The 22,203-nt window shown below is 63.0% G+C and carries 20 protein-coding genes; 14 read left to right on the forward strand and 6 right to left on the reverse strand.

Translation table 11 applies throughout. The features are described from left to right. Positions 1–19 precede the first annotated feature (19 nt). Complete coding sequence (locus tag A4A58_RS04705; protein ID WP_068730185.1) at positions 20–766, reverse strand: uroporphyrinogen-III synthase; 747 nt, start codon at positions 764–766, stop codon at positions 20–22. 145 nt (positions 767–911) lie between these two features. Between A4A58_RS04705 and tsaD the strand changes: the two genes are divergently transcribed. From tsaD to A4A58_RS04730, 5 genes are read left to right on the forward strand one after another with little or no spacing between them, the layout of a single operon-like run. Next, positions 912–1,985 carry a tRNA (adenosine(37)-N6)-threonylcarbamoyltransferase complex transferase subunit TsaD gene (tsaD, locus tag A4A58_RS04710; protein WP_068730186.1) on the forward strand — a complete coding sequence of 358 codons (1,074 nt, stop codon included), beginning with the start codon at positions 912–914 and terminating at the stop codon, positions 1,983–1,985. A 10-nt stretch (positions 1,986–1,995) separates the two neighbouring features. Then, positions 1,996–2,976, forward strand: a complete 981-nt coding sequence (locus tag A4A58_RS04715) for an NAD(P)H-dependent glycerol-3-phosphate dehydrogenase (RefSeq protein ID WP_068730187.1) — start codon at positions 1,996–1,998, stop codon at positions 2,974–2,976. Positions 2,977–2,978: 2 nt separating this feature from the next. Beyond that, entirely contained in the window at positions 2,979–3,518 is a 540-nt protein-coding gene (locus tag A4A58_RS04720; protein WP_244499659.1) for a L,D-transpeptidase family protein, read from the forward strand. An 11-nt stretch (positions 3,519–3,529) separates the two neighbouring features. Further along, a complete protein-coding gene (locus A4A58_RS04725) occupies positions 3,530–3,943 on the forward strand; it encodes an EVE domain-containing protein (RefSeq protein WP_068730189.1) in 414 nt (137 codons plus the stop codon). Next, positions 3,940–4,617, forward strand: coding sequence for a class I SAM-dependent methyltransferase (locus A4A58_RS04730; protein WP_244499660.1), 678 nt, complete (start codon positions 3,940–3,942; stop codon positions 4,615–4,617). Before A4A58_RS04725 ends, A4A58_RS04730 begins: the two co-directional genes overlap by 4 nt. Before the next feature lies 1 nt (position 4,618). On the opposite strand, the gene A4A58_RS04735 is transcribed toward A4A58_RS04730, so the two are convergent. Continuing rightward, positions 4,619–5,725, reverse strand: coding sequence for a DNA topoisomerase IB (locus A4A58_RS04735; protein ID WP_068730190.1), 1,107 nt, complete (start codon positions 5,723–5,725; stop codon positions 4,619–4,621). A gap of 352 nt (positions 5,726–6,077) precedes the next feature. On the opposite strand from A4A58_RS04735, the gene acs reads away from it, so the two are divergent. The 3 genes from acs to A4A58_RS04750 all read left to right on the forward strand — a co-directional run bounded on the left by acs (position 6,078) and on the right by A4A58_RS04750 (position 9,978). Continuing rightward, a complete protein-coding gene (gene acs, locus A4A58_RS04740) occupies positions 6,078–8,027 on the forward strand; it encodes an acetate--CoA ligase (RefSeq protein WP_068730463.1) in 1,950 nt (649 codons plus the stop codon). A gap of 39 nt (positions 8,028–8,066) precedes the next feature. Next, positions 8,067–9,188, forward strand: a complete 1,122-nt coding sequence (locus A4A58_RS04745; protein ID WP_068730191.1) for a Kelch repeat-containing protein — start codon at positions 8,067–8,069, stop codon at positions 9,186–9,188. A 274-nt stretch (positions 9,189–9,462) separates the two neighbouring features. Then, positions 9,463–9,978 (forward strand): L,D-transpeptidase, encoded by a 516-nt coding sequence (locus A4A58_RS04750; RefSeq protein ID WP_068730192.1) that lies wholly within the window; start codon positions 9,463–9,465, stop codon positions 9,976–9,978. Between the two features lie 63 nt (positions 9,979–10,041). Here A4A58_RS04750 and A4A58_RS04755 read toward each other — a convergent pair whose 3' ends face one another. Further along, positions 10,042–10,605 carry a thermonuclease family protein gene (locus tag A4A58_RS04755; protein ID WP_081421705.1) on the reverse strand — a complete coding sequence of 188 codons (564 nt, stop codon included), beginning with the start codon at positions 10,603–10,605 and terminating at the stop codon, positions 10,042–10,044. Positions 10,606–10,668: 63 nt separating this feature from the next. Beyond that, entirely contained in the window at positions 10,669–10,899 is a 231-nt protein-coding gene (locus tag A4A58_RS04760; protein WP_068730465.1) for a DUF1674 domain-containing protein, read from the reverse strand. Positions 10,900–11,094: 195 nt separating this feature from the next. Here A4A58_RS04760 and A4A58_RS04765 point away from each other — a divergent pair, with 195 nt between their 5' ends. The 3 genes from A4A58_RS04765 to purH all read left to right on the forward strand — a co-directional run bounded on the left by A4A58_RS04765 (position 11,095) and on the right by purH (position 16,003). Next, positions 11,095–12,435, forward strand: a complete 1,341-nt coding sequence (locus A4A58_RS04765) for an RsmB/NOP family class I SAM-dependent RNA methyltransferase (protein ID WP_068730193.1) — start codon at positions 11,095–11,097, stop codon at positions 12,433–12,435. A gap of 183 nt (positions 12,436–12,618) precedes the next feature. Continuing rightward, on the forward strand, positions 12,619–14,310 hold the full coding sequence (locus A4A58_RS04770; RefSeq protein ID WP_068730466.1) for a heparinase II/III family protein: 1,692 nt from the start codon (positions 12,619–12,621) through the stop codon (positions 14,308–14,310). A 100-nt stretch (positions 14,311–14,410) separates the two neighbouring features. Then, entirely contained in the window at positions 14,411–16,003 is a 1,593-nt protein-coding gene (gene purH, locus A4A58_RS04775; protein ID WP_068730194.1) for a bifunctional phosphoribosylaminoimidazolecarboxamide formyltransferase/IMP cyclohydrolase, read from the forward strand. A 59-nt stretch (positions 16,004–16,062) separates the two neighbouring features. Here purH and A4A58_RS04780 read toward each other — a convergent pair whose 3' ends face one another. Further along, positions 16,063–17,451, reverse strand: coding sequence for an MFS transporter (locus A4A58_RS04780; protein WP_068730195.1), 1,389 nt, complete (start codon positions 17,449–17,451; stop codon positions 16,063–16,065). Positions 17,452–17,557: 106 nt separating this feature from the next. On the opposite strand from A4A58_RS04780, the gene ggt reads away from it, so the two are divergent. Beyond that, positions 17,558–19,303 carry a gamma-glutamyltransferase gene (gene ggt, locus A4A58_RS04785; RefSeq protein WP_068730196.1) on the forward strand — a complete coding sequence of 582 codons (1,746 nt, stop codon included), beginning with the start codon at positions 17,558–17,560 and terminating at the stop codon, positions 19,301–19,303. Positions 19,304–19,310: 7 nt separating this feature from the next. On the opposite strand, the gene A4A58_RS04790 is transcribed toward ggt, so the two are convergent. Continuing rightward, positions 19,311–19,976: a glutathione S-transferase family protein gene (locus A4A58_RS04790; protein WP_068730197.1), complete on the reverse strand. Its 666-nt coding sequence runs from the start codon at positions 19,974–19,976 to the stop codon at positions 19,311–19,313. Positions 19,977–20,087: 111 nt separating this feature from the next. Here A4A58_RS04790 and A4A58_RS04795 point away from each other — a divergent pair, with 111 nt between their 5' ends. Beyond that, on the forward strand, positions 20,088–20,693 hold the full coding sequence (locus tag A4A58_RS04795; RefSeq protein WP_244499662.1) for a DUF2239 family protein: 606 nt from the start codon (positions 20,088–20,090) through the stop codon (positions 20,691–20,693). 88 nt (positions 20,694–20,781) lie between these two features. Next, complete coding sequence (locus tag A4A58_RS04800) at positions 20,782–22,146, forward strand: MATE family efflux transporter (RefSeq protein ID WP_244499663.1); 1,365 nt, start codon at positions 20,782–20,784, stop codon at positions 22,144–22,146. Positions 22,147–22,203: the final 57 nt, after the last annotated feature.

Below are 22,203 nucleotides of genomic sequence, written 5' to 3' on the forward strand. Positions count from 1 at the left end.
GGATTTGGTCACAGCTGTCTTAACGCGATAATGGCGGGATGGCACGGTCCAGCGCCGCGAACAGGGCATTTTCGTCCGGGGTCTGCGCCACCACGACCTGGGTGGCCCCGGCATCATGCGCGATCGTGCCGACGGCTGCCGACAGGCAGTAATGCGGAACTGCGAGCGCAGCGATTTCGACGCCCGACAGCCCCGCCGCCTGGAAGAATGCCCGGGCGCTCCGCCGCGAATAATGCAGCACGGCCTCGATCTGGCCGGCCACGAAGGCCGCAGACACATCATCCGGCAGATCGGCCACCGGCATCATCCGGTAAGTGGTCTGTGTCACCACCGTGAAGCCGCGCGCACCGAGTTCGCCGGCGAGATCCCGCGCCAGATCGGCCCCCGCCAGATACAGAAGCGGACGGTCCTTGTTGAGCAACTTGCTCTTGCTGCTCTCCGTCAATAGGTCCCGCAGCGCCGCAGCATCACCTTCGGCGGACATGACCTTGGCAAAGCCGAGATTGCGCGCGGCCTCTGCGGTCCGGTCGCCGACTGCGAATAGCGGCAGAGGAAGCAGGGCTGCCTGCACCGGCTGATCGGCCAGCGCGCGCAGCGCATTGGCCGACGTGACGATCACCGCCCCGAAATCCGCGTCCATATCAATGGACAGCATCACCTTTTCGAAGCGCAGCATCGGCGCCGCTAGCACCTCGAAGCCCCGCGCGCGCAAGGCTGCGACGGTGCTGGTATTGTCCGGCTGCGGGCGAGTGACGAGAATAGCCATATCTGAGGTCCGGTTTCGGGGGTCTCGCATGCCACACAGGGCATCGAGTGATTGCACCTTGCGACCCCGCAATGCTACGCCGGGGACAGGAAAAGCCCGGATTTGGCTGATTTAGCAAGGACCGATAGTGACCACCGACCAACCGATGCTGGTGCTGGGAATCGAGACGACCTGCGATGAGACCGCGGCCGCCGTTATCGAACGCCAGCCGGACGGCAGCGGCAAGATCCTGTCCAATATCGTGCATTCGCAGATCAGCGACCACGCGCCCTATGGCGGCGTGGTGCCCGAGATCGCCGCGCGCGCCCATATCGACCTGCTCGACGGCATCGTCGGCCGCGCCATGAAGGACGCCGACGTCAATTTCGCGCAACTGAGCGGTGTGGCCGCAGCCGCCGGACCCGGACTGATTGGCGGCGTCATTGTTGGTCTCACCACCGCAAAAGCCATCGCCATGGTGCATGACACGCCGCTGGTGGCCGTGAACCATCTCGAAGCCCATGCGCTGACGCCGCGGCTGACCACTGCGCTGGCGTTTCCGTATTGCCTGTTTCTCGTTTCCGGCGGTCATACCCAGATCGTCGCGGTGCTTGGCGTCGGCCACTATGTCCGGCTCGGCACCACCGTCGATGACGCCATGGGCGAAGCCTTCGACAAGGTCGCCAAGATGCTCGGCCTGCCCTATCCCGGCGGGCCGCAGGTGGAACGCGCCGCATCGGGCGGCGATCCCAAGCGCTTTGCGTTTCCGCGGCCGATGCTCGGCCGGCCCGATGCGAATTTCTCGCTTTCTGGTCTCAAGACTGCTGTGCGCAACGAAGCCAGCCGTCTCATTCCGCTGGAAGAGCAAGACATCGCCGATCTCTGCGCCAGCTTCCAGGCGGCGGCGCTGGAATCGACGGCAGATCGATTGAGCGTCGGTCTCAGACTGTTCGAAGAGCAATTCGGCCCGCCACATGCGTTGGTCGCAGCCGGCGGTGTCGCCTCCAACCAGGCGATCCGCGGCGCGCTGCAGGCCGTCGCCGCGAAAGCACAGACCACGCTGATCATTCCACCGCCGGCACTCTGCACCGACAACGGCGCAATGATCGCCTGGGCCGGCGCAGAGCGCCTTGCGCTAGGACTCACCGACACGATGGAAGCACCGCCCCGCGCGCGCTGGCTGCTCGACGCTGACGCCAAGGCGCCGGCAGGCCATTCCAAATCCCGCGCGGCTTACTGACGGGAACATCATGGCCAACTTCAACTCAGTGGCGGTGATCGGCGCTGGTGCTTACGGCACAGCGCTGGCCGATGTCGCTGCACGTGCTGGCCGCGAGGTCGTGCTCTATGCGCGCTCGGCTGCAGCCGCCGAACTGATGCAATCGTCGCGCGCCAACCCGCGACTGCCCGGCGCTGCCATCGATGACTCTGTCTTCGTCACCGCCGATCTTTCGCTGGCAGCACGCGCCGATATCATTCTGCTCGCCGTCCCGTCGCAGCAATTACGTGACGCACTGACCGCGCTCGCGCCGCTATTGCCTGCGGGCATTCCGGTGGTCGCCTGCGCCAAAGGCATCGAGCGCGGCAGTCACAAATTCATGACGGAGGTCATTGCCGACGTCGCACCGCAGGCGATCCCTGCCATTCTGTCGGGACCGAATTTCGCTGACGATGTCGCGGCTGGCTTGCCCACGGCCGTGACGCTCGCTTGCGCCGACGAGGATGTCGCTGTCGCACTCGTGCAGGCCTTGGGTTCGGCGACGTTCCGTCCCTATCACTCCACCGATGTGCGCGGCGTCGAGATCGGCGGCGCGGCGAAGAACGTGCTGGCTATTGCTGCCGGCATTGTCGCGGGCAAACAGCTCGGCGCGTCGGCACTGGCAGCTTTGACCACGCGCGGCTTCAGCGAATTACTGCGACTAGGCATCGCATGTGGCGCGCGCACCGAGACACTGTCGGGCCTGTCAGGATTGGGCGATCTGATCCTGAGTTGTTCGAGCGCCCAGTCGCGCAATTTTTCGCTCGGCGTTGCATTGGGCCGCGGTGAGCAGCCTGCACGCGACAAACTCGCCGAAGGCGAATTCACGGCGCCGGTGCTGATCGAGCTTGCGGCATCGAAGGGCGTCGATATGCCGGTGGCAAAAGCCGTGGCGGCGATTCTGGCCGGAGAGGCGACCATCGATCAGGTCATCGAGGGCCTGCTGACGCGGCCATTCAAGGCAGAGGGATAATCGTGCGCCGCCCGGTCATCATTGCTGGCGCCGTCGTACTGCTGGGATTCGCGGCCTATACCGGCTGGGAATTTCTCCAACTTGGCCGCACCGTTCCTCCACTGGCCTCCGCTGAGGTGCGCGCCACGTCCATCGTCGTTGACAAGCAGACGCGGCGCATCACCCTGTTGCGAAACGGCGAGGCCCTGAAATCGTACGAGATGTCGCTCGGCGGCAATCCCGTCGGTCACAAGCAACAGGAAGGCGATAGCCGGACTCCCGAAGGCAACTATGCTGTCGACTCGAAGAATCCGCGCAGTCGATTTCATCTGGCGATGCACCTGTCCTATCCCAATGCATCCGACCTTGATGGCGCTCGTCGCCGCGGCGTATCTGCCGGCGGCGACATCATGATCCACGGTTTGCCCAACGGCCTCGGATGGCTGAGTGACTGGCATCTCCGCCGTGATTGGACCGATGGCTGTATTGCCGTCACGAATGCGGAAATCGAAGAAATCTGGGCCATGGTCGACATCGGCACCGGCGTACAGATCAAGCCCTGAACGGAGACAAGATGAAATACTGGCTGGTGAAATCCGAGCCTTCGGTGTGGTCGTGGGACCAGCAGGTGGCGAAGGGCAAGAAGGGCGAAGCCTGGACCGGCGTGCGCAACCACAGCGCCAAGCTCAACATGATGGCCATGAAGAAAGGCGATCGTGCCTTCTTCTATCATTCCAACGAAGGCAAGGAAGTCGTTGGAATCGTCGAGATCGTGAAGGAGCACTATCCAGATCCGACCGATGAATCCGGCAAGTTCGTCTGCGTCGATATCGCTGCCGACAAACCTTTGAAGACACCAGTGACGCTTGTTGCCGTGAAGGCAGAGAAGAAACTCGCCGAGATGGCGCTGCTGAAACTGTCGCGGCTCTCGGTGCAGCCGGTGACCGCGGAGGAGTGGAAGCTCGTCTGTAAAATGGGCGGATTGTGAGCGCCGACGGCGCGGCCAATCTTGCAATCACTGATCCCGTAGCTTTCATCCGCGCCAATACGCGCCTGCGACCGGTGCCACTGGTGCCGAACATTGTGCTGCACACAGCCGACGAGGCCGTACCGCTGTGGAGCAAGACTGAGGAAGAACTCGGCGAAGCCGGACTGCCGCCTCCGTTTTGGGCCTTCGCCTGGGCCGGCGGACAGGCGCTGGCGCGCTTTGTTATTGATCATCCCGGGCATGTTGCTGGAAAGACCATCATCGATCTCGCATCGGGATCGGGGCTTATCGCTATCGCCGCGATAAAAGCGGGTGCAAGCAGCGTCTTCGCCTATGACATCGACGCCTTTGCGCGCACGGCGATCGCACTGAACGCGGCTGAAAATGGCGTTACGATCAACGCTCGCGGTGACAATCTGCTAGGCGGCTCATCTGTTCCGACCGCACAAACGATTCTGGCAGGCGATATTTTCTATGAACGCGACACCGCAGAGCGCGCCTTTGCATTTCTTTCAGCGCAGGCGGTGCGCGGCACGACGGTACTGATCGGCGATCCCGGTCGCAGCTATCTGCCGAAGGACAAATTGCGAAAGATGACCGAATACAAGGTTCCGGTGACGCGCGATCTCGAAGATGCGGATATCAAGAACACTGCGGTGTGGACGCTCGCCTGACTCAACCCGCCTCGGCCACTACCTGCGCCAGAAGCTGCTCGCGCTTCGATTGCGAGCGATAGCCCGTCTGCGTCGCGGCGATGCGGGCAAGGACGCCGTCCTCGAAGGCCGTAACGATGGTGTCGTGCACATAGCTCTTGCGGCAGATCGCCGCCGTGTTCTGCAACTCGTCTGCCGCCGAACGCACGGCGTCGAGCACCTGCTTCTTGCGACCGCGCACGCTCGCTGCCGGCTCGATCCGTGACAGGGTTTCAGCCACCGTCGCCGACGCCATCAGAGTGCGGAAATCCTTCAGTGAAATCTTGATGCCGGCGATATCGCGCAGGAAGGCGTTCACTGCTGCTGTGTTGACCTTGTGAATGCGGCCGGCATTGTCGCGATACTGGAACAGGCGCTTGCCCGGCACGTCGTGCAGAATACCAATCGCGCGGACGAGCTTCGACGCGTTGGACTCCTTGCGCACTGCCTTGCCGCCCTTGGCCTTGAAGGTGAGCACGATGCAATCGTCTTCGAGCTGCACGTTCGACTTCATCAGCGTTGTAGCGCCGCGGGTGCCCGACAGCTTCATGTAGCTCTCATTGCCGGCACGGATCGCGGTGCGCGTGACGAGTTCGATGACAGCGGCGAGCGCGAACTCACGCGTCGGCTCGTCGCCAGCCAGAAGCGCCGAGACGCTGCGGCGGATCTTCGGCAGTGCCGCCACCAGCTTCGCCAGCCGATGCGCCTTGCGTTGCTCGCGGACCTTCTCCCAGTCCGAGTGATAGCGGTATTGCAGCCGGCCGGCCGCGTCGCGGCCGACGGCCTGCAAATGCGACGTAGGATCAACGGCATAGCGGACCTCGGCATAGGCCGGGGGCACCGCCATGGAGTTCAACCGCTTGATCGTGCCGATATGCTTGATCGGGGTGCCGTTGGCCCTGACGAAGGAATAAGATTTTCCGCGCTTGAGCCGGCGGATCGTCAGCTCAGACTGATCTCCAAGCTTCAGGCCCATTTCACGAGCCAAAACCTCCACACTCGCGGGGCTTGGCTTGGCCATACGGGCTAGCCGCGCGACGGAACGGGCGGAAACGGCCCGGGAAGGCGCGAAATTCTGCTGTTCCATCATAGTGTTATCTGCCTCGTCGGCCCTGTGTCTCTGCTAATGCCGTTTATTGATTTTTGGTTCCGGACCGCTTGGCCGTCCCTGCGAGGGCGATTTAGGGGCTTCCCGCAACTATTGCGAGTCCACAGGCGCGCAATTTCGGTTACTGGTTACCGTTGATCGGCCAAATTGGCTTTATGATGAAGGTTTGGAGGCCGTCAAAACGCGAACGTGATCGGGGCAGCGACCTTGCGGACCGACCAAAGGCCTAGTCCGGCCCCGCTTGTCCAGCTATCTCGCGCCGGCGCATATTGCGCGCAACGAGAACCGGCTGGCGGCGAATTCGCGCAGCGGTCGCACGGTGGTGGAGGGGACGATGTCCGACAAGATTTACGACGTACCGGCTGAGTGGACGACGCGCGCCTTCGTCGATGACGCGAAATACAACGAGATGTATGCGCGCTCGATTAGCGATTCCAACGGCTTCTGGGCCGAGCAGGCCAAGCGCCTCAACTGGACCCACGCCCCCACCAAGATCGAGAACACGTCCTTTGCCCCAGGCAAGATCTCAATCAAGTGGTTTGAGGATGGCGTATTGAACGCCGCCTATAACTGCATCGACCGCCATCTACCGAAGCGCGCCAACCAGACCGCGATCATCTGGGAAGGCGACGACCCCTCGCAGTCGAAGCACATCAGCTATCAGGAGCTGCACGACGAAGTCTGCAAGATGGCCAACGTATTGCGCAACCGCAATGTCGGCAAAGGCGACCGCGTCACGATCTATCTGCCGATGATTCCGGAAGCCGCTTACGCGATGCTGGCCTGCGCGCGCATCGGCGCGGTCCATTCGGTGGTCTTCGCCGGCTTCTCGCCGGACTCGCTGGCGCAGCGCATCACCGACTGCCAGTCTAAGATCATCATCACCGCCGATGAAGGCCTGCGCGGCGGCAAGAAGGTGCCGCTGAAGAACAATGTCGATGCTGCCGTCGCCAAGGCTGGCGGCGTCGACTGGGTCGTCGTGGTCAAGCACACCGGCACGCCGGTGAACATGGATCCCGCCCGTGACTTCTGGTATCGTGAGGCCGCCGAAGTCGTGACCACCGAATGCCCCTGCGAGCCGATGAATGCGGAAGATCCGCTATTCATCCTCTACACGTCGGGCTCCACCGGCCAGCCCAAGGGCGTGCTGCACACCACTGGCGGCTATCTGCTGTTCGCCTCGATGACGCATCAATATGTGTTCGACTATCATGAGGGCGATATCTACTGGTGCACGGCCGACGTCGGCTGGGTGACCGGTCACAGCTACATTCTCTACGGGCCGCTGGCCAACGGCGCGACCACGCTGATGTTCGAAGGCGTGCCGAACTATCCGTCGATGTCGCGCTTCTGGGAAGTGATCGACAAGCATCAGGTCAATATCTTCTACACCGCGCCGACTGCGATTCGCGCGCTGATGCAAGCCGGGGACGAGCCGGTGAAGAAAACCTCGCGCAAGAGCCTGCGATTGCTGGGATCGGTCGGCGAGCCGATCAATCCGGAAGCCTGGGAGTGGTACTATCACGTCGTCGGCGAGGCGCGTGCGCCGATCGTCGATACCTGGTGGCAGACCGAGACAGGCGGCATTCTCATCACGCCACTGCCCGGCGCGACGAAGCTCAAGCCCGGCTCGGCGACGCGGCCGTTCTTTGGTGTCGTGCCCGAGATCGTCGATGCCGATGGCAAGGTGCTGGACGGCGAGACTTCGGGCAATCTCTGCATTGCCAAGTCGTGGCCGGGCCAGATGCGCACAGTCTATGGCGACCATGCCCGCTTCGAACAGACCTATTTCTCGACCTACAAGAACAGGTACTTCACCGGCGACGGCTGCCGCCGCGATGCCGACGGCTATTACTGGATCACCGGCCGCGTCGATGACGTCATCAACGTCTCCGGCCACCGCATGGGCACCGCCGAAGTGGAATCGTCGCTGGTCGCGCATGAGAAAGTGTCGGAAGCCGCCGTGGTCGGCTATCCGCACGACATCAAGGGCCAGGGCATCTACGCTTATGTCACGCTGATGAACGGCGTCGAGCCGACGGAAGAGCTGCGCAAGGAGCTGGTAGCCTGGGTCCGCAAGGATATCGGCCCGATCGCCTCGCCGGACCTCATCCAGTTCGCGCCGGGCCTGCCGAAGACCCGCTCCGGCAAGATCATGCGCCGCATCCTGCGCAAGATCGCCGAAGACGAACCGTCATCTCTGGGTGATACATCGACACTGGCCGATCCCGCCGTGGTCACCGACCTCGTCGAGCATCGGCAGAACAAGAAGCCGGGGGCGTAACAACTCACCCCAGTCTATCGGCAGGCGCGGAGTGATGTGATGGATCGTCGGTCATTCGTGTTGGGAAGTGTTGCAGTTGTCGCGGGCGGAGCCTCGGCCCGTGCGCAACATGCCGGTCATCCCGCATTGCCTGCGGCGCCGTCGTCGAAAGAGCCCTACGCCAAATTGCAAGGTGGCGTGCCGCATCACATGACGCCCGAGCAGGAAGCGCAGCGCGTCACGGAGAGTCCCGCGCCGAAAGGGCCGCAAGGCAAGTGGATATCGTGCGCTGCGCTGCCATTGCCGCGAAGCGAGATGGCCTGGGCGACGTCATGGGCCGATCGCATGCATATCGTCGGCGGCTACGGCGAAGGCCGCGTCGACCGGCCCTATCACCACGTCTACGACCCCGCGTCAGATCAGTGGCTCGACGCCGCGCCGCTGCCGCGCGGGGCCAATCACGTCTCGGTCGCCGCCGATGCCGGACGGGTCTATGCGCTTGGCGGCTTCATGCAGCAGAACCGCGGCTCGGATCAGAACGCCTATGCCTACGATGTCGCCGCCAACCGCTGGGATACGATCGCGCCGTTGCCGAGACCGCGCGGTGCCGGCGCTGCGGTCGCGCTGAACGGCAAGATCCATCTGATCGGCGGCGCGTCGGAACCCGCGGCAGAGCGCGCCAGCGTCAGCTGGCATGAGGTCTATGATCCCAAAACCGACAAATGGGAGACCCGCAAGGCACTGCCCGGTGCGCGCGACCATGTCGGCTGCGTCGCCGCTCGCGGCGTGATCCATGTAATCGGCGGGCGTTTCAATACGTTCGAGTACAATACCGATCTGCACCATGTGTATCTGCCCGAGCGCGACACATGGGAGCTGCGCGCCGCACTGCCGACAACCCGTTCGGGCCATGGCCTTGTCGTGTATCGCGACCGGCTGTTTGCCATGGGCGGAGAATCCGGCGTGGTGCAGAACGGCCAGCTCACCCAGGGCAAGGTGTTCGGACAGATGGAAAGCTACGATCCGGCCTCCGACACCTGGCAGAGCCACGCGCCGATGCTGACCCCGCGCCATGCGGTCGGCGCCACAGTTATTGGTGACTGGATCTATGTGGCCGGTGGCGGCGCTGTCCTCGGCGGCGCGGTACAATCCGCCATCCATGAGGCGTTTACGCTGGCCTGATGACCTCCTATGCATCGCATCTGACTGCCCTCACGCGATTGTCAGGAGCAGATGGCCGCTGCTGGCCAATTTAGAGCGAGTGTTGTTTTCCGGGCATTTACTTTGTTCAGCGGATTTCCTCTTTAGGCGCTCGTTGGCGCACTCCCCCCGCGCCGGCAGAGACCGGTTGTTTACGCGACTGGTTGAGAATTTCCCGTGTGCAATTGTTTTCGTCGCCTTGAGAGGCGGCACGACCTCGTCGGCCGCTACCGGCCGGGCCGAACTGGAGAGATCGATGTCCTTGAAGATTGCTAGTGCGCTGGCAGCCACCGTTGTCGTTGGCGCCCTGATGTCCCCCGCCGCGCAGGCAGCGCCCAATGTGGTCGGCTTCCACGGCGACTATGCCCCCGGCACCATCGTCGTGAAGACCAATGAGCGTAAGCTGTATCTCGTGCTCGAACAGGGTCAGGCCGTGCGCTATCCCGTCGGCGTCGGCAAGCCCGGCAAACAGTGGGCCGGCGCCACCAAGATCGACGGCAAGTACCGCCAGCCGGCCTGGGCTCCGCCAGCCGACGTCAAGCGTGACAATCCGAATATCCCGGACGTGATTGCGGGCGGTTCGCCAGCCAATCCGATGGGCGTTGCAGCGATGACCCTTGCCGGCGGCGAATATGCCATCCACGGCACCAACCGCCCCAATTCGATCGGCGGCTATGTCTCTTACGGTTGCGTGCGCATGTACAATGAAGACATCACCGACCTCTATTCGCGCGTCTCGGTCGGCACGCCGGTGATCGTCACCCAGCGCTGATCGCTGGCAGCTTCGCTATTCTGAAAAGCCGCGCATGATGCGCGGCTTTTTGTTTTGCTGATCTCATCGGCTATCGCACCAGCCGCTACGATGACCGCCACCATACGGGCGCGCGTGCCCTGCGTTGAGCATTGCTGCAGACACGTTGGGCGTTTGCCTGGTCGCGACATCGGCGACCACGCGGCCGGGATATTTGTCAGGCCCGATATTGTAGATCGTGAGGCCTCCCTCGCGGAGCAACTTGGTCAGTGCAGCCGTCGCGGTTTCTGCTTTCTGAATCTCGCGCGCGCATTGCCCCTTCAGCTCTGGCGCATCGATGCCACGCAAACGAATGCGCACGCTGACGTCTTCACCCGACCCAAGATGCACGCGCGCGCCAAAAGTATCGCCGTCGATGGCATAGCGCATCTCGATCGGGTAGCGCGCTTCAGCATTACCGGCGCGCCTGACGATCGCTTCGGAATCGCGGGCGGCCTCGGTCTGATCCGCGCCGGGCAGGAACGGCAGCCAGCGCTTCACCGGCAGCATGGTGCCGGCGGCCAGGCCAAGCACGAATACCCACGGCATCGCCGCGGACATGCGGGATCGCCACGGCGACACACGATGAATGCGTGATGCTGGGGTCATCGTCCTGCGATAATGTGAGTCGAAACAGCCGGCCAGAAGAATCTGGCCACAATTACGCGACGGCTAGAAGTCAGACGCAATACCCTTGCGCTCCCAGTCGCCAAAGCGCGTCGGCTCAGGACCTTCAGGTCCCTGAAACTCTTTCGCTTTCGCCGCAGTATGTGCTGCTGCAGTCGCGGCCCGGCGTTCTTCTGCCTCGGCCAGCGCGCGCTGCGCGGCGGGCGTCAAAACTTTCTTCGGTGCCGGCTCACGCTCCGGCAAAGGCGTTGCGGACTCGGAAGGAATGTCGTTCATCTCAGGTTTCCTGCTGAACCGGCAAGGGCGGCACGCGTTACATAAATCAATGTCGAACAGTTGCCGTTCGACTGTGAGCATATAAGGGCGATTCTTACATTTGGCATATTCGCATGCGACAGAATCGCTCCCATCCAGTGGCCGCATGCTGAGCCTGCCCGCGCCATTGCCCGCCCTCCGTCGTGATGTTTTTGCATGTCGCAAGTAAGATACGCACCGCCAACCGAGGTCCCCGGCCTCGCCGCGCGACGGATTGCGGCGGATATTCTCGACGGCGTCTTGCACAAGCATCGGACCCTCGACGACCAGCTCGAAGGTGCGGCCGCCCATCCCGGCCTGAAAACGCTGTCCGACCGCGACCGCGCGCTGATGCGACGTCTGGTTGCGACGATCCTGCGCCGGCTCGGTACGCTCGGGCATATTCTCTCCCGTCTGCTCGACCGCGGTGTTCCTACAGATGCCCCGCGTGCGCAAAGCGCGCTCCTGATCGGCGCGGCCCAGATCCTCTGGATGGACGTGCCGGATCATGCCGCCGTCGATCTGTCAGTCCGCATGGTGCAGTCCGATCGCCGTGCCGCGAAATACGCCGGGCTGGTCAATGCCGTATTGCGGCGCTGCGCCCGCGAAGGCCAACCGCTGATCGACGAAGTGGCCGCCCAGACTCTCGACATCCCGCCATGGCTGATGGCGCGCTGGACGGCGCATTACGGCGAGACGGCCACGAAGGAAATGGCCGTGGCGCTGAGCCATGAGCCGTCACTCGATCTCACCGTCAAATCCGAAGCCGATGCCTGGGCCACGCGCCTGCATGGTGAGGTACTCCCCACGGGCTCCGTCCGAACCTTGCTGCAGGGCTCGGTGACCATGCTGCCCGGCTTCGATGACGGCCAGTGGTGGGTACAAGACGCCGCGGCGGCACTGCCCACACGACTGTTCGGCGACCTCAAAGGCAAACGCATCGTCGATCTCTGCGCCGCGCCGGGCGGCAAGACTGCGCAATTGGTCCAGGGCGGCGCGCAGGTCACTGCTATCGACCGCTCGCCGAACCGTGTGGCGCGGCTGCGCGAAAATCTGGCGCGGCTGTCGCTTGAGGCGGAAACCGTCGTCGTCGACGGCACCGAATATCCCGGCGAGGGTTTTGACGGCGTGTTGCTGGACGCGCCCTGCTCCTCCACCGGCACCATCCGACGGCACCCCGATGTCGCCTGGCTCAAGCAGGACTCCGACATCGTCATGCTGACCGCGCTGCAACGGCGCCTGCTGCAGAAGGCGGCCTCCATCCTGAAGCCCGGCGGAACCCTGGTCTATTGCACCTGTTCGCTGGAGCCCGAAGAAGGCGAACAGGCCATCGCCGACCTGCTGGCCAAGGACTCCAGCATGCGCCGCGCCCCAGCCGATGCCAGCGAAGTGGCCGGTCTTGCCGAGATCGTCACCCCCGATGGCGATCTGCGCACTCTGCCGAGCCATCTGCCCCATGCCGACCCCCGGCTTGGCGGGCTCGACGGCTTCTATGCGGCGCGACTGATTAAATCCTGATATTCACAGAGTAATCTCCCGATTCGCGAGGCTTCCACAGGGGGCTTCCTTGTACTGTGTGCGGATCGCGTTTCCGGCTAAAAGGATTCGCAACAACCCTTTCTCTTCCAGTTCAAGGCGCGCGTGGTCGCACATCGCAGACGTATCTCGGGGCTGATCCTCGGCCGCTTCGCGCGGAGCGCGATGTCGCGCGCGTCTGGCGGATCGGCAGCGCTGGCCCGGCTCTGGCCCGGACGCACCGATCGCCTGATCATCGCGCCGCATGACCTGCGCACCACCGACGCCACCCGCGCCGCCGAGATCTATGCCGGGCGCTTCGTCTTCGCAGGCAAGATCGTCACCTGCCACGGCCGCTCGATCTTCGATCTGGAGCCGCCATCGGAAGACTGGGAAGTTTCGCTGCTCGGCTTTGGCTGGCTGAGGCATCTGCGCGCCGCCGACACCGCCATCACCCGCGCCAATGCCCGCTCGCTGATCGACGACTGGATGTCTAATCCGTCGCGCAAGCGCCCTGTCAGTCGCCGCGCCGACGTCATCGCCCGCCGCGTGATCTCGCTGCTGTCGCAGGCGCCCCTGGTGCTCGGCGACACCGACGGCAAATTCTATCGCCGCTATCTGCGCTCGCTCAGCCGCGAGATTCGCTCCCTGCGCTACGCGCTGTCGCATGCACCCGACGGCGTGCCAAAGCTGCAGGTACTGATTGCGCTGTGCTATGCCTCGCTCTGCCTCGCCAACCAGGCGCGCCACATCCGCACTGCGACGCGCAAACTTTCCGACGAATTGCAGCGCCAAATTCTACCGGACGGCGGGCATATCTCGCGCAATCCGGGCGCGTTGATCGAATTGCTGATCGATCTGCTGCCGCTGCGGCAGACTTTTGCCGCCCGCAATATCGCGCCACCGCCGGCGCTGCTGAATGCGATCGATCGCATGATGCCGATGCTGCGATTCTTCCGTCATGGCGACGGCTCGTTCGCACTGTTCAACGGTATGAGCAATGCGCCATCGCATCTGCTGGCGACGCTGCTGGCCTATGACGACACGCACGGCGTCCCGATGGCGCATATGCCGCATACCGGCTTCCAGCGTCTTGAGGCCGGTCAGATGACCGTGATCATCGACACCGGCCCGCCACCACCGTCCAGTGTGAGCCACGACGCCCATGCCGGTACGTTGTCGTTCGAACTGTCGTCCGGCCCGAGCCGCATCGTCATCAATTGCGGCATGCCGTCGACCGGGCGCGACAACTGGCGCGCTTTCGCGCGCGGCACGCCCGCGCATTCGACGATGACCTATCACAACACCTCGTCGTGCCAGTTCATCGAACGCAGCGCGATGAAGAAGTTTCTGCAGGGCGCGCCGATCGTCAACGGCCCGCATGTGGTGGAGAGCTATCGCGAGATCACCTCCAACGGCACCATACTGACCACCTCGCATGACGGCTATCACCCGCGCTTCGGCGTGACGCATCGCCGCGTGCTGATGATCTCCGAGGACGGCTCGAAACTCGAGGGCGAGGACATCGTAGCGGCCGCGCCCGGCGCGCGGCTCAAGGGCAGTAATACCGACTACGCCCTGCGCTTCCACCTGCATCCCTCGGTGAAAGCCAGCCGGCTCAGCGACGCCCGCGGTGTCATGCTGGTATTGCCGAACCGCGACGTCTGGACCTTCGAGGCGCTCGACGACAAGGTCGAACTTGAGGACAGCGTGTTCCTGGCCGGCAATGACGGGCCGCGCCGGACCGCCCAGATCGTGATCCACCAGAACGCCCAGCAGACCTCCAGCATCCGCTGGAGTTTTGCCCGTTCGGCCTCCTCGCCGTCGCAGACCACGGCCCGCCGCAATGCCCGCCGCGAGCCGGAATTGCCGTTGTAAATCAGGCCTTCACGACGAAATTGCTGGCATGCAAGCCCTTGCGGTTTCTTGCACCACGAAACCATGCTACGCGGCGTCCTTCTCCCACGGGATACGCATCATGACCGACCATCCGCGCAAGGTTACTCGCGCTCTATTGTCCGTTTCCGATAAGTCCGGGCTGATCGAATTCGCGCGGGCGCTGGCCGCTCACGGCATCGACCTCGTTTCTACTGGCGGTACCGCCAAGGCGATCGCTGCGGCGGGCCTGAAGGTCTCCGATGTGTCCGATCTCACCGGCTTCCCGGAAATGATGGATGGCCGGGTCAAGACGCTGCATCCCAAGGTTCATGGCGGCCTGCTCGCGATCCGCGACAATGCCGAACACGCCAAGGCAATGAAGGATCATGGAATTTCGCAGATCGATCTGCTCGTCGTGAACCTCTACCCGTTCGAGGAGACCGTCGCGAAGAACGCGTCCTATGAGGATTGTATCGAGAATATCGACATCGGCGGTCCGGCAATGATCCGCGCAGCCTCCAAGAACCATGACGACGTCACCGTCGTCGTCGAGCCCTCCGACTATCAGTCGGTGCTCGACGAACTCGCCACCAACAAGGGCGCGACCACGCTGACGCTGCGCCGTCGTCTGGCAGCCAAGGCCTATGCGCGCACCGCAGCTTATGATGCTGCGATCTCGAACTGGTTTGCCGATCAGCTGAAAATCGACGCGCCGGATTTCCGCGCCGTCGGCGGCAAGCTGGTCGAGGCGTTGCGTTATGGCGAGAACCCGCACCAGACCGCTGCGTTCTATCGCACGCCCGAACTGCGCCCTGGTGTGTCTTCGGCGCGGCAGGTGCAGGGCAAGCAACTGTCCTACAACAACATCAATGATACCGATGCCGCTTATGAATGTATCGCCGAGTTCGACGCCAAGCGCACCGCAGCCTGCGTCATCGTCAAGCACGCCAATCCCTGCGGCGTGGCCGAAGGCAGCAACCTGATCGACGCCTATCGCAAGGCGCTGGCTTGCGATTCTACTTCGGCCTTCGGCGGCATCATCGCCATGAACCGCACACTAGACGCGGAGACCGCACAGACCATCACCGAGATCCTGACCGAGGTGATCATCGCGCCGGATGCCACCGAAGAAGCAATCGCCATCATCGCCAAACGACGGAATATCCGCCTGCTGCTGGCAGGCAGCCTGCCTGATCCGCGCGCGCCGGGCCTGACCTACAAGACGGTGGCCGGCGGCCTACTGGTACAGAGCCGCGACAATGCGGTGGTCGATGACATGATCCTGAAGCCGGTCACCAAACGACAGCCGACGGATGCTGAATTGCGCGACCTCAAATTTGCATTCCGTGTGGCCAAGCATGTCAAATCGAACACGATCATTTACGCGAAGGACCTTGCCACCGTCGGTATCGGTGCGGGCCAGATGAGCCGGGTCGATTCCGCTCGGATTGCCGCACGTAAGGCGCAGGATGCTGCTGCCGAACTGAAACTCGCCGAGCCTATGACCAAAGGATCGGTCGTCGCATCGGATGCGTTCTTCCCCTTCGCCGACGGACTATTGGTGGCGATCGAGGCCGGAGCCACGGCCGTGATTCAGCCGGGCGGTTCGATCCGCGATGATGAAGTGATCAAGGCTGCCGATGATGCCGGCATCGCCATGGTGTTCACTGGCGTCCGGCACTTCAAGCACTGATCTTTCTTACCTCTCCCCGCAAGGGCGGGGCGAGAGAGCGCACGGTCATCGCCCGGTAGCTACTGCCGCACTCGTGCGAGCAGGCCGAGGCCTCCGACAAAGAACAGCACCAGCACCGCCATGCCGGCCTTCTGGCTGGCGGTGACTGCGGTGACGAGGCCGATCAATAGCGGCCCCATGAAGGACGTTACCTTCCCTGTCAGCGCGAACAGGCCGAAGAACTGCGCGATGCGATCTTGCGGCGCCAGCCGGATCAACAGCGTGCGCGATGCCGCCTGCAGCGGACCGCCCGCCATGCCGATTAGGCAACCCAGCGCGAGATAGGCCTTCTCCGCAGGCGCCGCGAACAGGCCGCCGCCTGGCACCGGCGGCGCGACCTTGATGAAGAAGATGGTTTCGCGATCAATCAGCAGGATCGCAATGATCGAGGTCAGCAGCAGCAGGATGCTGCCGGTGATCACACGCTTTGGTCCGAACGCATCGTCGAGCTTGCCGCCCATGAAGGCACCGAATGTGCCGGCGACCGCGAGCACTATGCCGAACGTGCCTATCTGAATCGTATTCCAGCCGAAAGTGCCAGCCGCATAGATGCCCCCGAAAGCAAACAGCGACACCAGCCCGTCGGTGTAGATCATGTTGGCAATCAGGAATGCCATCATCGAGCGATGCTTCGGCAATTCGCTTAGCGTGTGCCTGAGACCGGTCAAACCTGCACGCACGGCGTTACCGGGCGAAACCTTCGCAGGAAAATCCGGCGTCAGCAGAAACATCGGCAGCACAAAGACGACGAACCACAGACCCGACAGCGGCGCTGAAATACGATCGCCTTCGAAGGTCGCGGGGTCGAGGCCGAGGATCGGGACCAGGCCGAACAGCGTGCGTCCCGTCGTCGGATTCGCGGCCATGAAGCCGAGCACGATGATCAGGCTGAGAATACCTCCGACATAGCCGAGCGCCCAGCCTGAGCCGGACAGGCGACCGATTTTATCCGGCGGCACCAGCGTCGGCATCATCGCATTATTGAAAACGGTGGCGAATTCCACCCCGATCGTCGCAAATCCGTAGGCAATCAGCAGCGGCAAGATCAGCGCGGGATCGCCGGGTTTGCCGATCCACATGATACAGGCGCCGATCACGAAGATTGCGCCGAAGCCTGCGATCCACGGTTTACGCCGACCGCTCGCATCGGCAATCGCGCCAAGCATCGGCGACGCCAGCGCGATGATCAGCCCGGCGGCGGCGGTGGCGAAGCCCCACAGAGATTGCCCGGTGGCAGCATCGGACGCCACGCGCGTGGCGAAATAAGGCGCGAAAATGAAGGTTGTGATGAGACTGAAGTAAGGCTGGGCCGCCCAATCGAAAAACATCCAGCTGATCACCGCAGAGCGCGGTGGATAGGTCTTTGGGGCGGCGGTCACAGAGGCTGATGAAGCGGCGGCGACCGCCATGCGTGGTATCCCCCGCGAATCACAGAGTGTTGTCTCGTACGTTTCACAAGCCATATAGCATTCGAGACGGCGATGCGATCATGTCCGCTGTCAGCCGGAGTGATCGATGGCACTGTTTGCTTTCCTGCGTTGTACGTGCGTCGCAGCACTCGCATTTATACTCGTCGTCCCGGCATCGACAAACGCGCAGCAGGCGCGTGACATCTATACCCCCGCACCGCCAGACACACTCAAACCCATCGCTGCCAAGCATGGCATGGTCGTCGCCCAAGAGAATATCTCCGCCAAGGTCGGTGCGGATGTCATGGCGCGCGGTGGCAATGCGATCGATGCGGCTGTTGCGAGCGGTTTCGCCATGGCCGTCACCTATCCGCGCGCCGGCAATATCGGTGGCGGCGGCTTCATGGTGATCCATACCGCCGCCGGCGAGGACATCACTATCGACTATCGCGAGACCGCGCCGGCCGCTGCCACCCGTGACATGTTTCTCGGCAGTGACGGCAAGCCGGATATAGCGAAATCGCGTGACTCCGCATTGGGCATCGGCGTCCCCGGCACGGTGGCAGGGCTGTCACTTGCGCTGGAAAAATATGGCTCGGGCAAGTTCACATTGTCGGATCTGTTGCAGCCCGCGATTGCGCTGGCGCGCGACGGCTTCGTCGTGGCGGACGATATCGCCGCCACGCTGCCCGATCTGCAACGACGCACCGCGCGCTGGCCATCATCGGTCAAGATCTTCTCGCGCCCCGATGGCACAGCGCTGCAACCGGGCGATACGCTGATCCAGAGCGACCTTGCTGCGACGCTGACGGCAATCGCCGCGCAAGGGCCACGCGGATTCTACGAAGGCCCGGTGGCGCAGAGGCTGGTCGATGGCATCAACAAGGCTGGCGGCATTTTCGCGATCGAAGACCTAAAGGCCTATCAACCGGTGATCCGCCAGCCGGTGCGCGGCAGCTATCGGGGCTACGATATCGTCTCGATGCCGCTGCCATCATCCGGCGGCACGGTGCTGCTGGAAACACTCAACATTCTCGAAGGCTTTCCAGTGGCAACCTTGCGGCAAGGCTCGGCGCCGTCGCTGCATCTGCTGATCGAGGCGATGAAACGCGCTTATGCTGATCGCGCGCGCTATCTTGGCGATCCTGCATTCGTCAACGCGCCGATTGCGATACTGACATCGAAAGACTACGCCGCCAAACAGCGCGCCTCGATCGATCTCGACAAGGCGACGCCATGGACCGATGCGCTCTCTGCGGTGCCGCCGCGTGAAGGGCAGAATACAACCCACTATTCCGTGGTCGATGCAGCCGGCAATGTTGTGAGCAATACCTATACGCTCAACTTTCCCTACGGCGTCGGCCTCGTCGCCGACGGTACGGGCGTGTTGATGAATAACGAGCTCGACGATTTCACCGCAGCACCCGGCGCCTCGAATGCCTTCGGCCTGGTCGGCTTCGAAGCCAACTTGCCCGGCCCCGGCAAGCGGCCGCTGTCATCGATGTCGCCGACCATCGTGCTGAAGGACGGCAAGCCGGTGCTCGTCACGGGCTCCCCCGGCGGTAGCCGCATTATCTCGACGGTGCTGCAGGTGATCGTCAATGTGATCGACTACAGAATGGACGTGATGTCAGCCGTGGCCGCACCGCGCCTCCACCACCAGTGGCTGCCCGATGAAGTCCGCACCGAACGCGGCTTCAGCGAAGAGGCTCTCAACGCGCTGCGTGCGATGGGCCACAAGGTGATCGAGCCGATGGGGCAGACGTCGGCCAATTCTATTGTGGTGACGCCAGACGGCTTGCTCGGCGCACCCGATCCGCGGACGCGCGGCGCCGAGGCAGCCGGCTACTGAAGCTCAATTATTTCCCCACCGAATACGGCCCGCCCTTCTCCAGCGCACGCTGATAGGCGGGCCGCGCATGGATCTTCGCGAGCCACGCCATTGCCTTGGGATGTCCTTGCTCCAGCCCTGCGCGCGCGGACGCTGCTTCGAGCGGGAAGCTCATCTGGATGTCGGCCGCAGTGAACTCGCTGCCGGCGAACCATTCGCTCTTCGACAGCTCGCCTTCCCAGAAGACCATGTGCTGTTTGAGCTGCGGATCGGCCAGCGTGTTCAGCGCTTTCGCGGCGATGGCATTGACCACCGGACGCATCAGCAGCGGCGCGCGCTTCGGCAGCATCATGAAGATGAGCTTCAACAGCAGCGGCGGCATCGCCGATCCCTCGGCATAGTGCAGCCAGTAAGTGAAGCGCAGACGCTCCGGCGTATTGTCGGCCGGGATCAACCGGCCATTGCCATAGGTCTTGACGAGATATTCGACGATCGCACCGGACTCGGCGATCGTGTTGCCGTTGTCGGTAATGACCGGCGACTTGCCGAGCGGATGAATCGCTCGCAGCTCCGGCGGCGCCAGCATGTTGGGCTGCCGGTTGTATCTGACGATCTCATAGGGAGTGCCGAGCTCTTCAAGCAGCCACAGCACGCGCTGGGAGCGCGAGTTATTCAGGTGATGAACGGTGAGCATGGCGGTCCTTTACGGGGCGTGGCACGGCGAAATATCGCCCGGGTAATATTGACAGATATATTATCCGGGTATAATTAGCGTCCATCTTGATGACGAGACGGACTGATTCCCATGACTGAAATGACTGTTCCTCTCTTTAGCGCCTTTGCCGGCCCGAAGCTGCTTGCTTCCGGGCCGTTGGCCGAGGTGGCCATCGCAATCAAGATCGCGACCGGCGCAATCGCCGACCCGATCATCATTTTCGACAATGCCACCGGCAAGTCCCTCGATATCGATTTGCGCGGCAGCCATCGCGAGGTCGTCGCCCGTCTGCCTCAGCCAACAACCATCGAGCCGGAAACCGACGCGCCCGCTGAGCCCCGTGGCCGTGGCCGGCCGAAGCTCGGCGTCGTCGCCCGCGAGATAACGCTATTGCCGCGACACTGGGATTGGCTCGGCGCACAGCCGGGCGGTGCCTCAGTCGCGCTGCGCAAGCTGGTAGAAAATGCCCGCCGCGCGAGTGGCGACAGAGATCGTCAACGCGCCGCGCGCGATGCGGCCTATCACTTCATGTCGACCATGGCCGGCGATCGGCCGGGCTTCGAGGAAGCGTCGCGCGCGCTGTTTGCCGGCGACCGACAGCGCTTCACCGAACTCATCGCGAATTGGCCAGTCGATATCCGCGATCACATCGTAATACTCGCATTTCGTGATCAGGCCGCCGCCCCACCGGCCTGATCACCCGGCCCCATCGACCACCACAACACCGTGCGCATCAACGCGCGCAAACGTACCGTTATGTCTTCGCGCCAACCGAGAACCCGCTATGTCTGAGCCCTTGCCGATGACGCCGCGTCCTTTGTGGAGGACGTTTCTCACCTTCCTTGCACCGATGATGCTGAGCAATATTCTGCAATCGCTGTTCGGCACCATCAACAGCATCTATGTCGGCCAGATGATCGGCGTCGATGCGCTCGCGGCGGCATCGGTGTTCTTTCCGGTAATGTTTTTCTTCATCTCCTTCGTCGTGGGATTGGGAGCGGGCGCGTCGGTGCTGATTGGCCAGGCCTGGGGCGCGGGCGAGCGCCACAAGGTAAAGGCGGTGGCCGGCACGACCCTCGCTGTCGCCCTTCTGCTAGCGGTCATCATCGCGGTGTTCGGCGGCCTGTTGAGCCGACCAATGATGGTTGCGCTTGCGACACCGGCGGATGTTCTCGACCAGGCCAGCGCCTATGCCCGGATCATGATGCTGGCGATGCCGGCGACCTTCATCTTCATTCTGATGACATCGATGATGCGCGGCGTCGGCGACACCGTGACGCCGCTATGGGCGCTGGCACTATCCACATTCATAGGCCTCACCGTCACACCGGCGCTGATCCAGGGCTGGTTCGGCCTGCCGCGGCTTGGCGTGGCCAGCGCCGCCTGCGCCGCGGCCGCGTCGAGCGCGTTCACGCTGCTCTGGCTCGCCATGTACCTGCGCCGCAAGAAACACGCGCTCGCGCCCGACGCAGAGTTCCTGCGCAGAATACGGCTTGACCCCGCGCTGCTGCGCAAGGTGTTGCGGATCGGTATCCCTTCTGCGATCGGCATGGCCGTAATGTCGGTGGCCGAACTTGTGCTGCTCGGCCTCGTCAACGGCTTCGGCTCCAACGCGACCGCCGCTTATGGCGCGGTCAACCAGATTTTGAGCTATGTACAGTTTCCGGCCATTTCGATCTCGATTACGGCCTCGATCTTCGGCGCGCAGGCCATCGGCCGCGGCCAGGCCGACCGGCTCGGCGCCATCGTCCGCACCGGATTGCTGATGAACCTCGTCCTGACCGGCGGACTGGTGGCGATCGCCTACCTGTTCTCCCGCACCCTCATGAGCTTTTTCATTGTCGATCCCGCGGTCCTCGAACTCGCACAACGATCGCTTCACATTGTACTGTGGAGTTCGGTCCTGTTCGGCATGGCCACAACATTCTCCGGAATGATGCGTGCCAGCGGAACGGTATTCGCACCATTGGCGCTTCTGGTTTTCGCCATCGTTGCCATCGAGGTGCCCTCGGCCGTCATCCTCAGCCGCACTATCGGTCTCGATGGCGTCTGGGCCGCCTACCCCATCACCTTCTGCGCCATGTTTGTTCTGCAGATGAGCTATTACATGCTGGTGTGGCGCAAACGGACCGTACAACGTCTGATCTAACACTGTGCGTCGTCAAGCCATAGCATTACGGTCATCATAAAAGATGTGGACGCATCG

The sequence above is a fragment of the Tardiphaga robiniae genome (assembly GCF_001618955.1).
Classification (GTDB): Bacteria; Pseudomonadota; Alphaproteobacteria; order Rhizobiales; family Xanthobacteraceae; genus Tardiphaga; species Tardiphaga robiniae_A.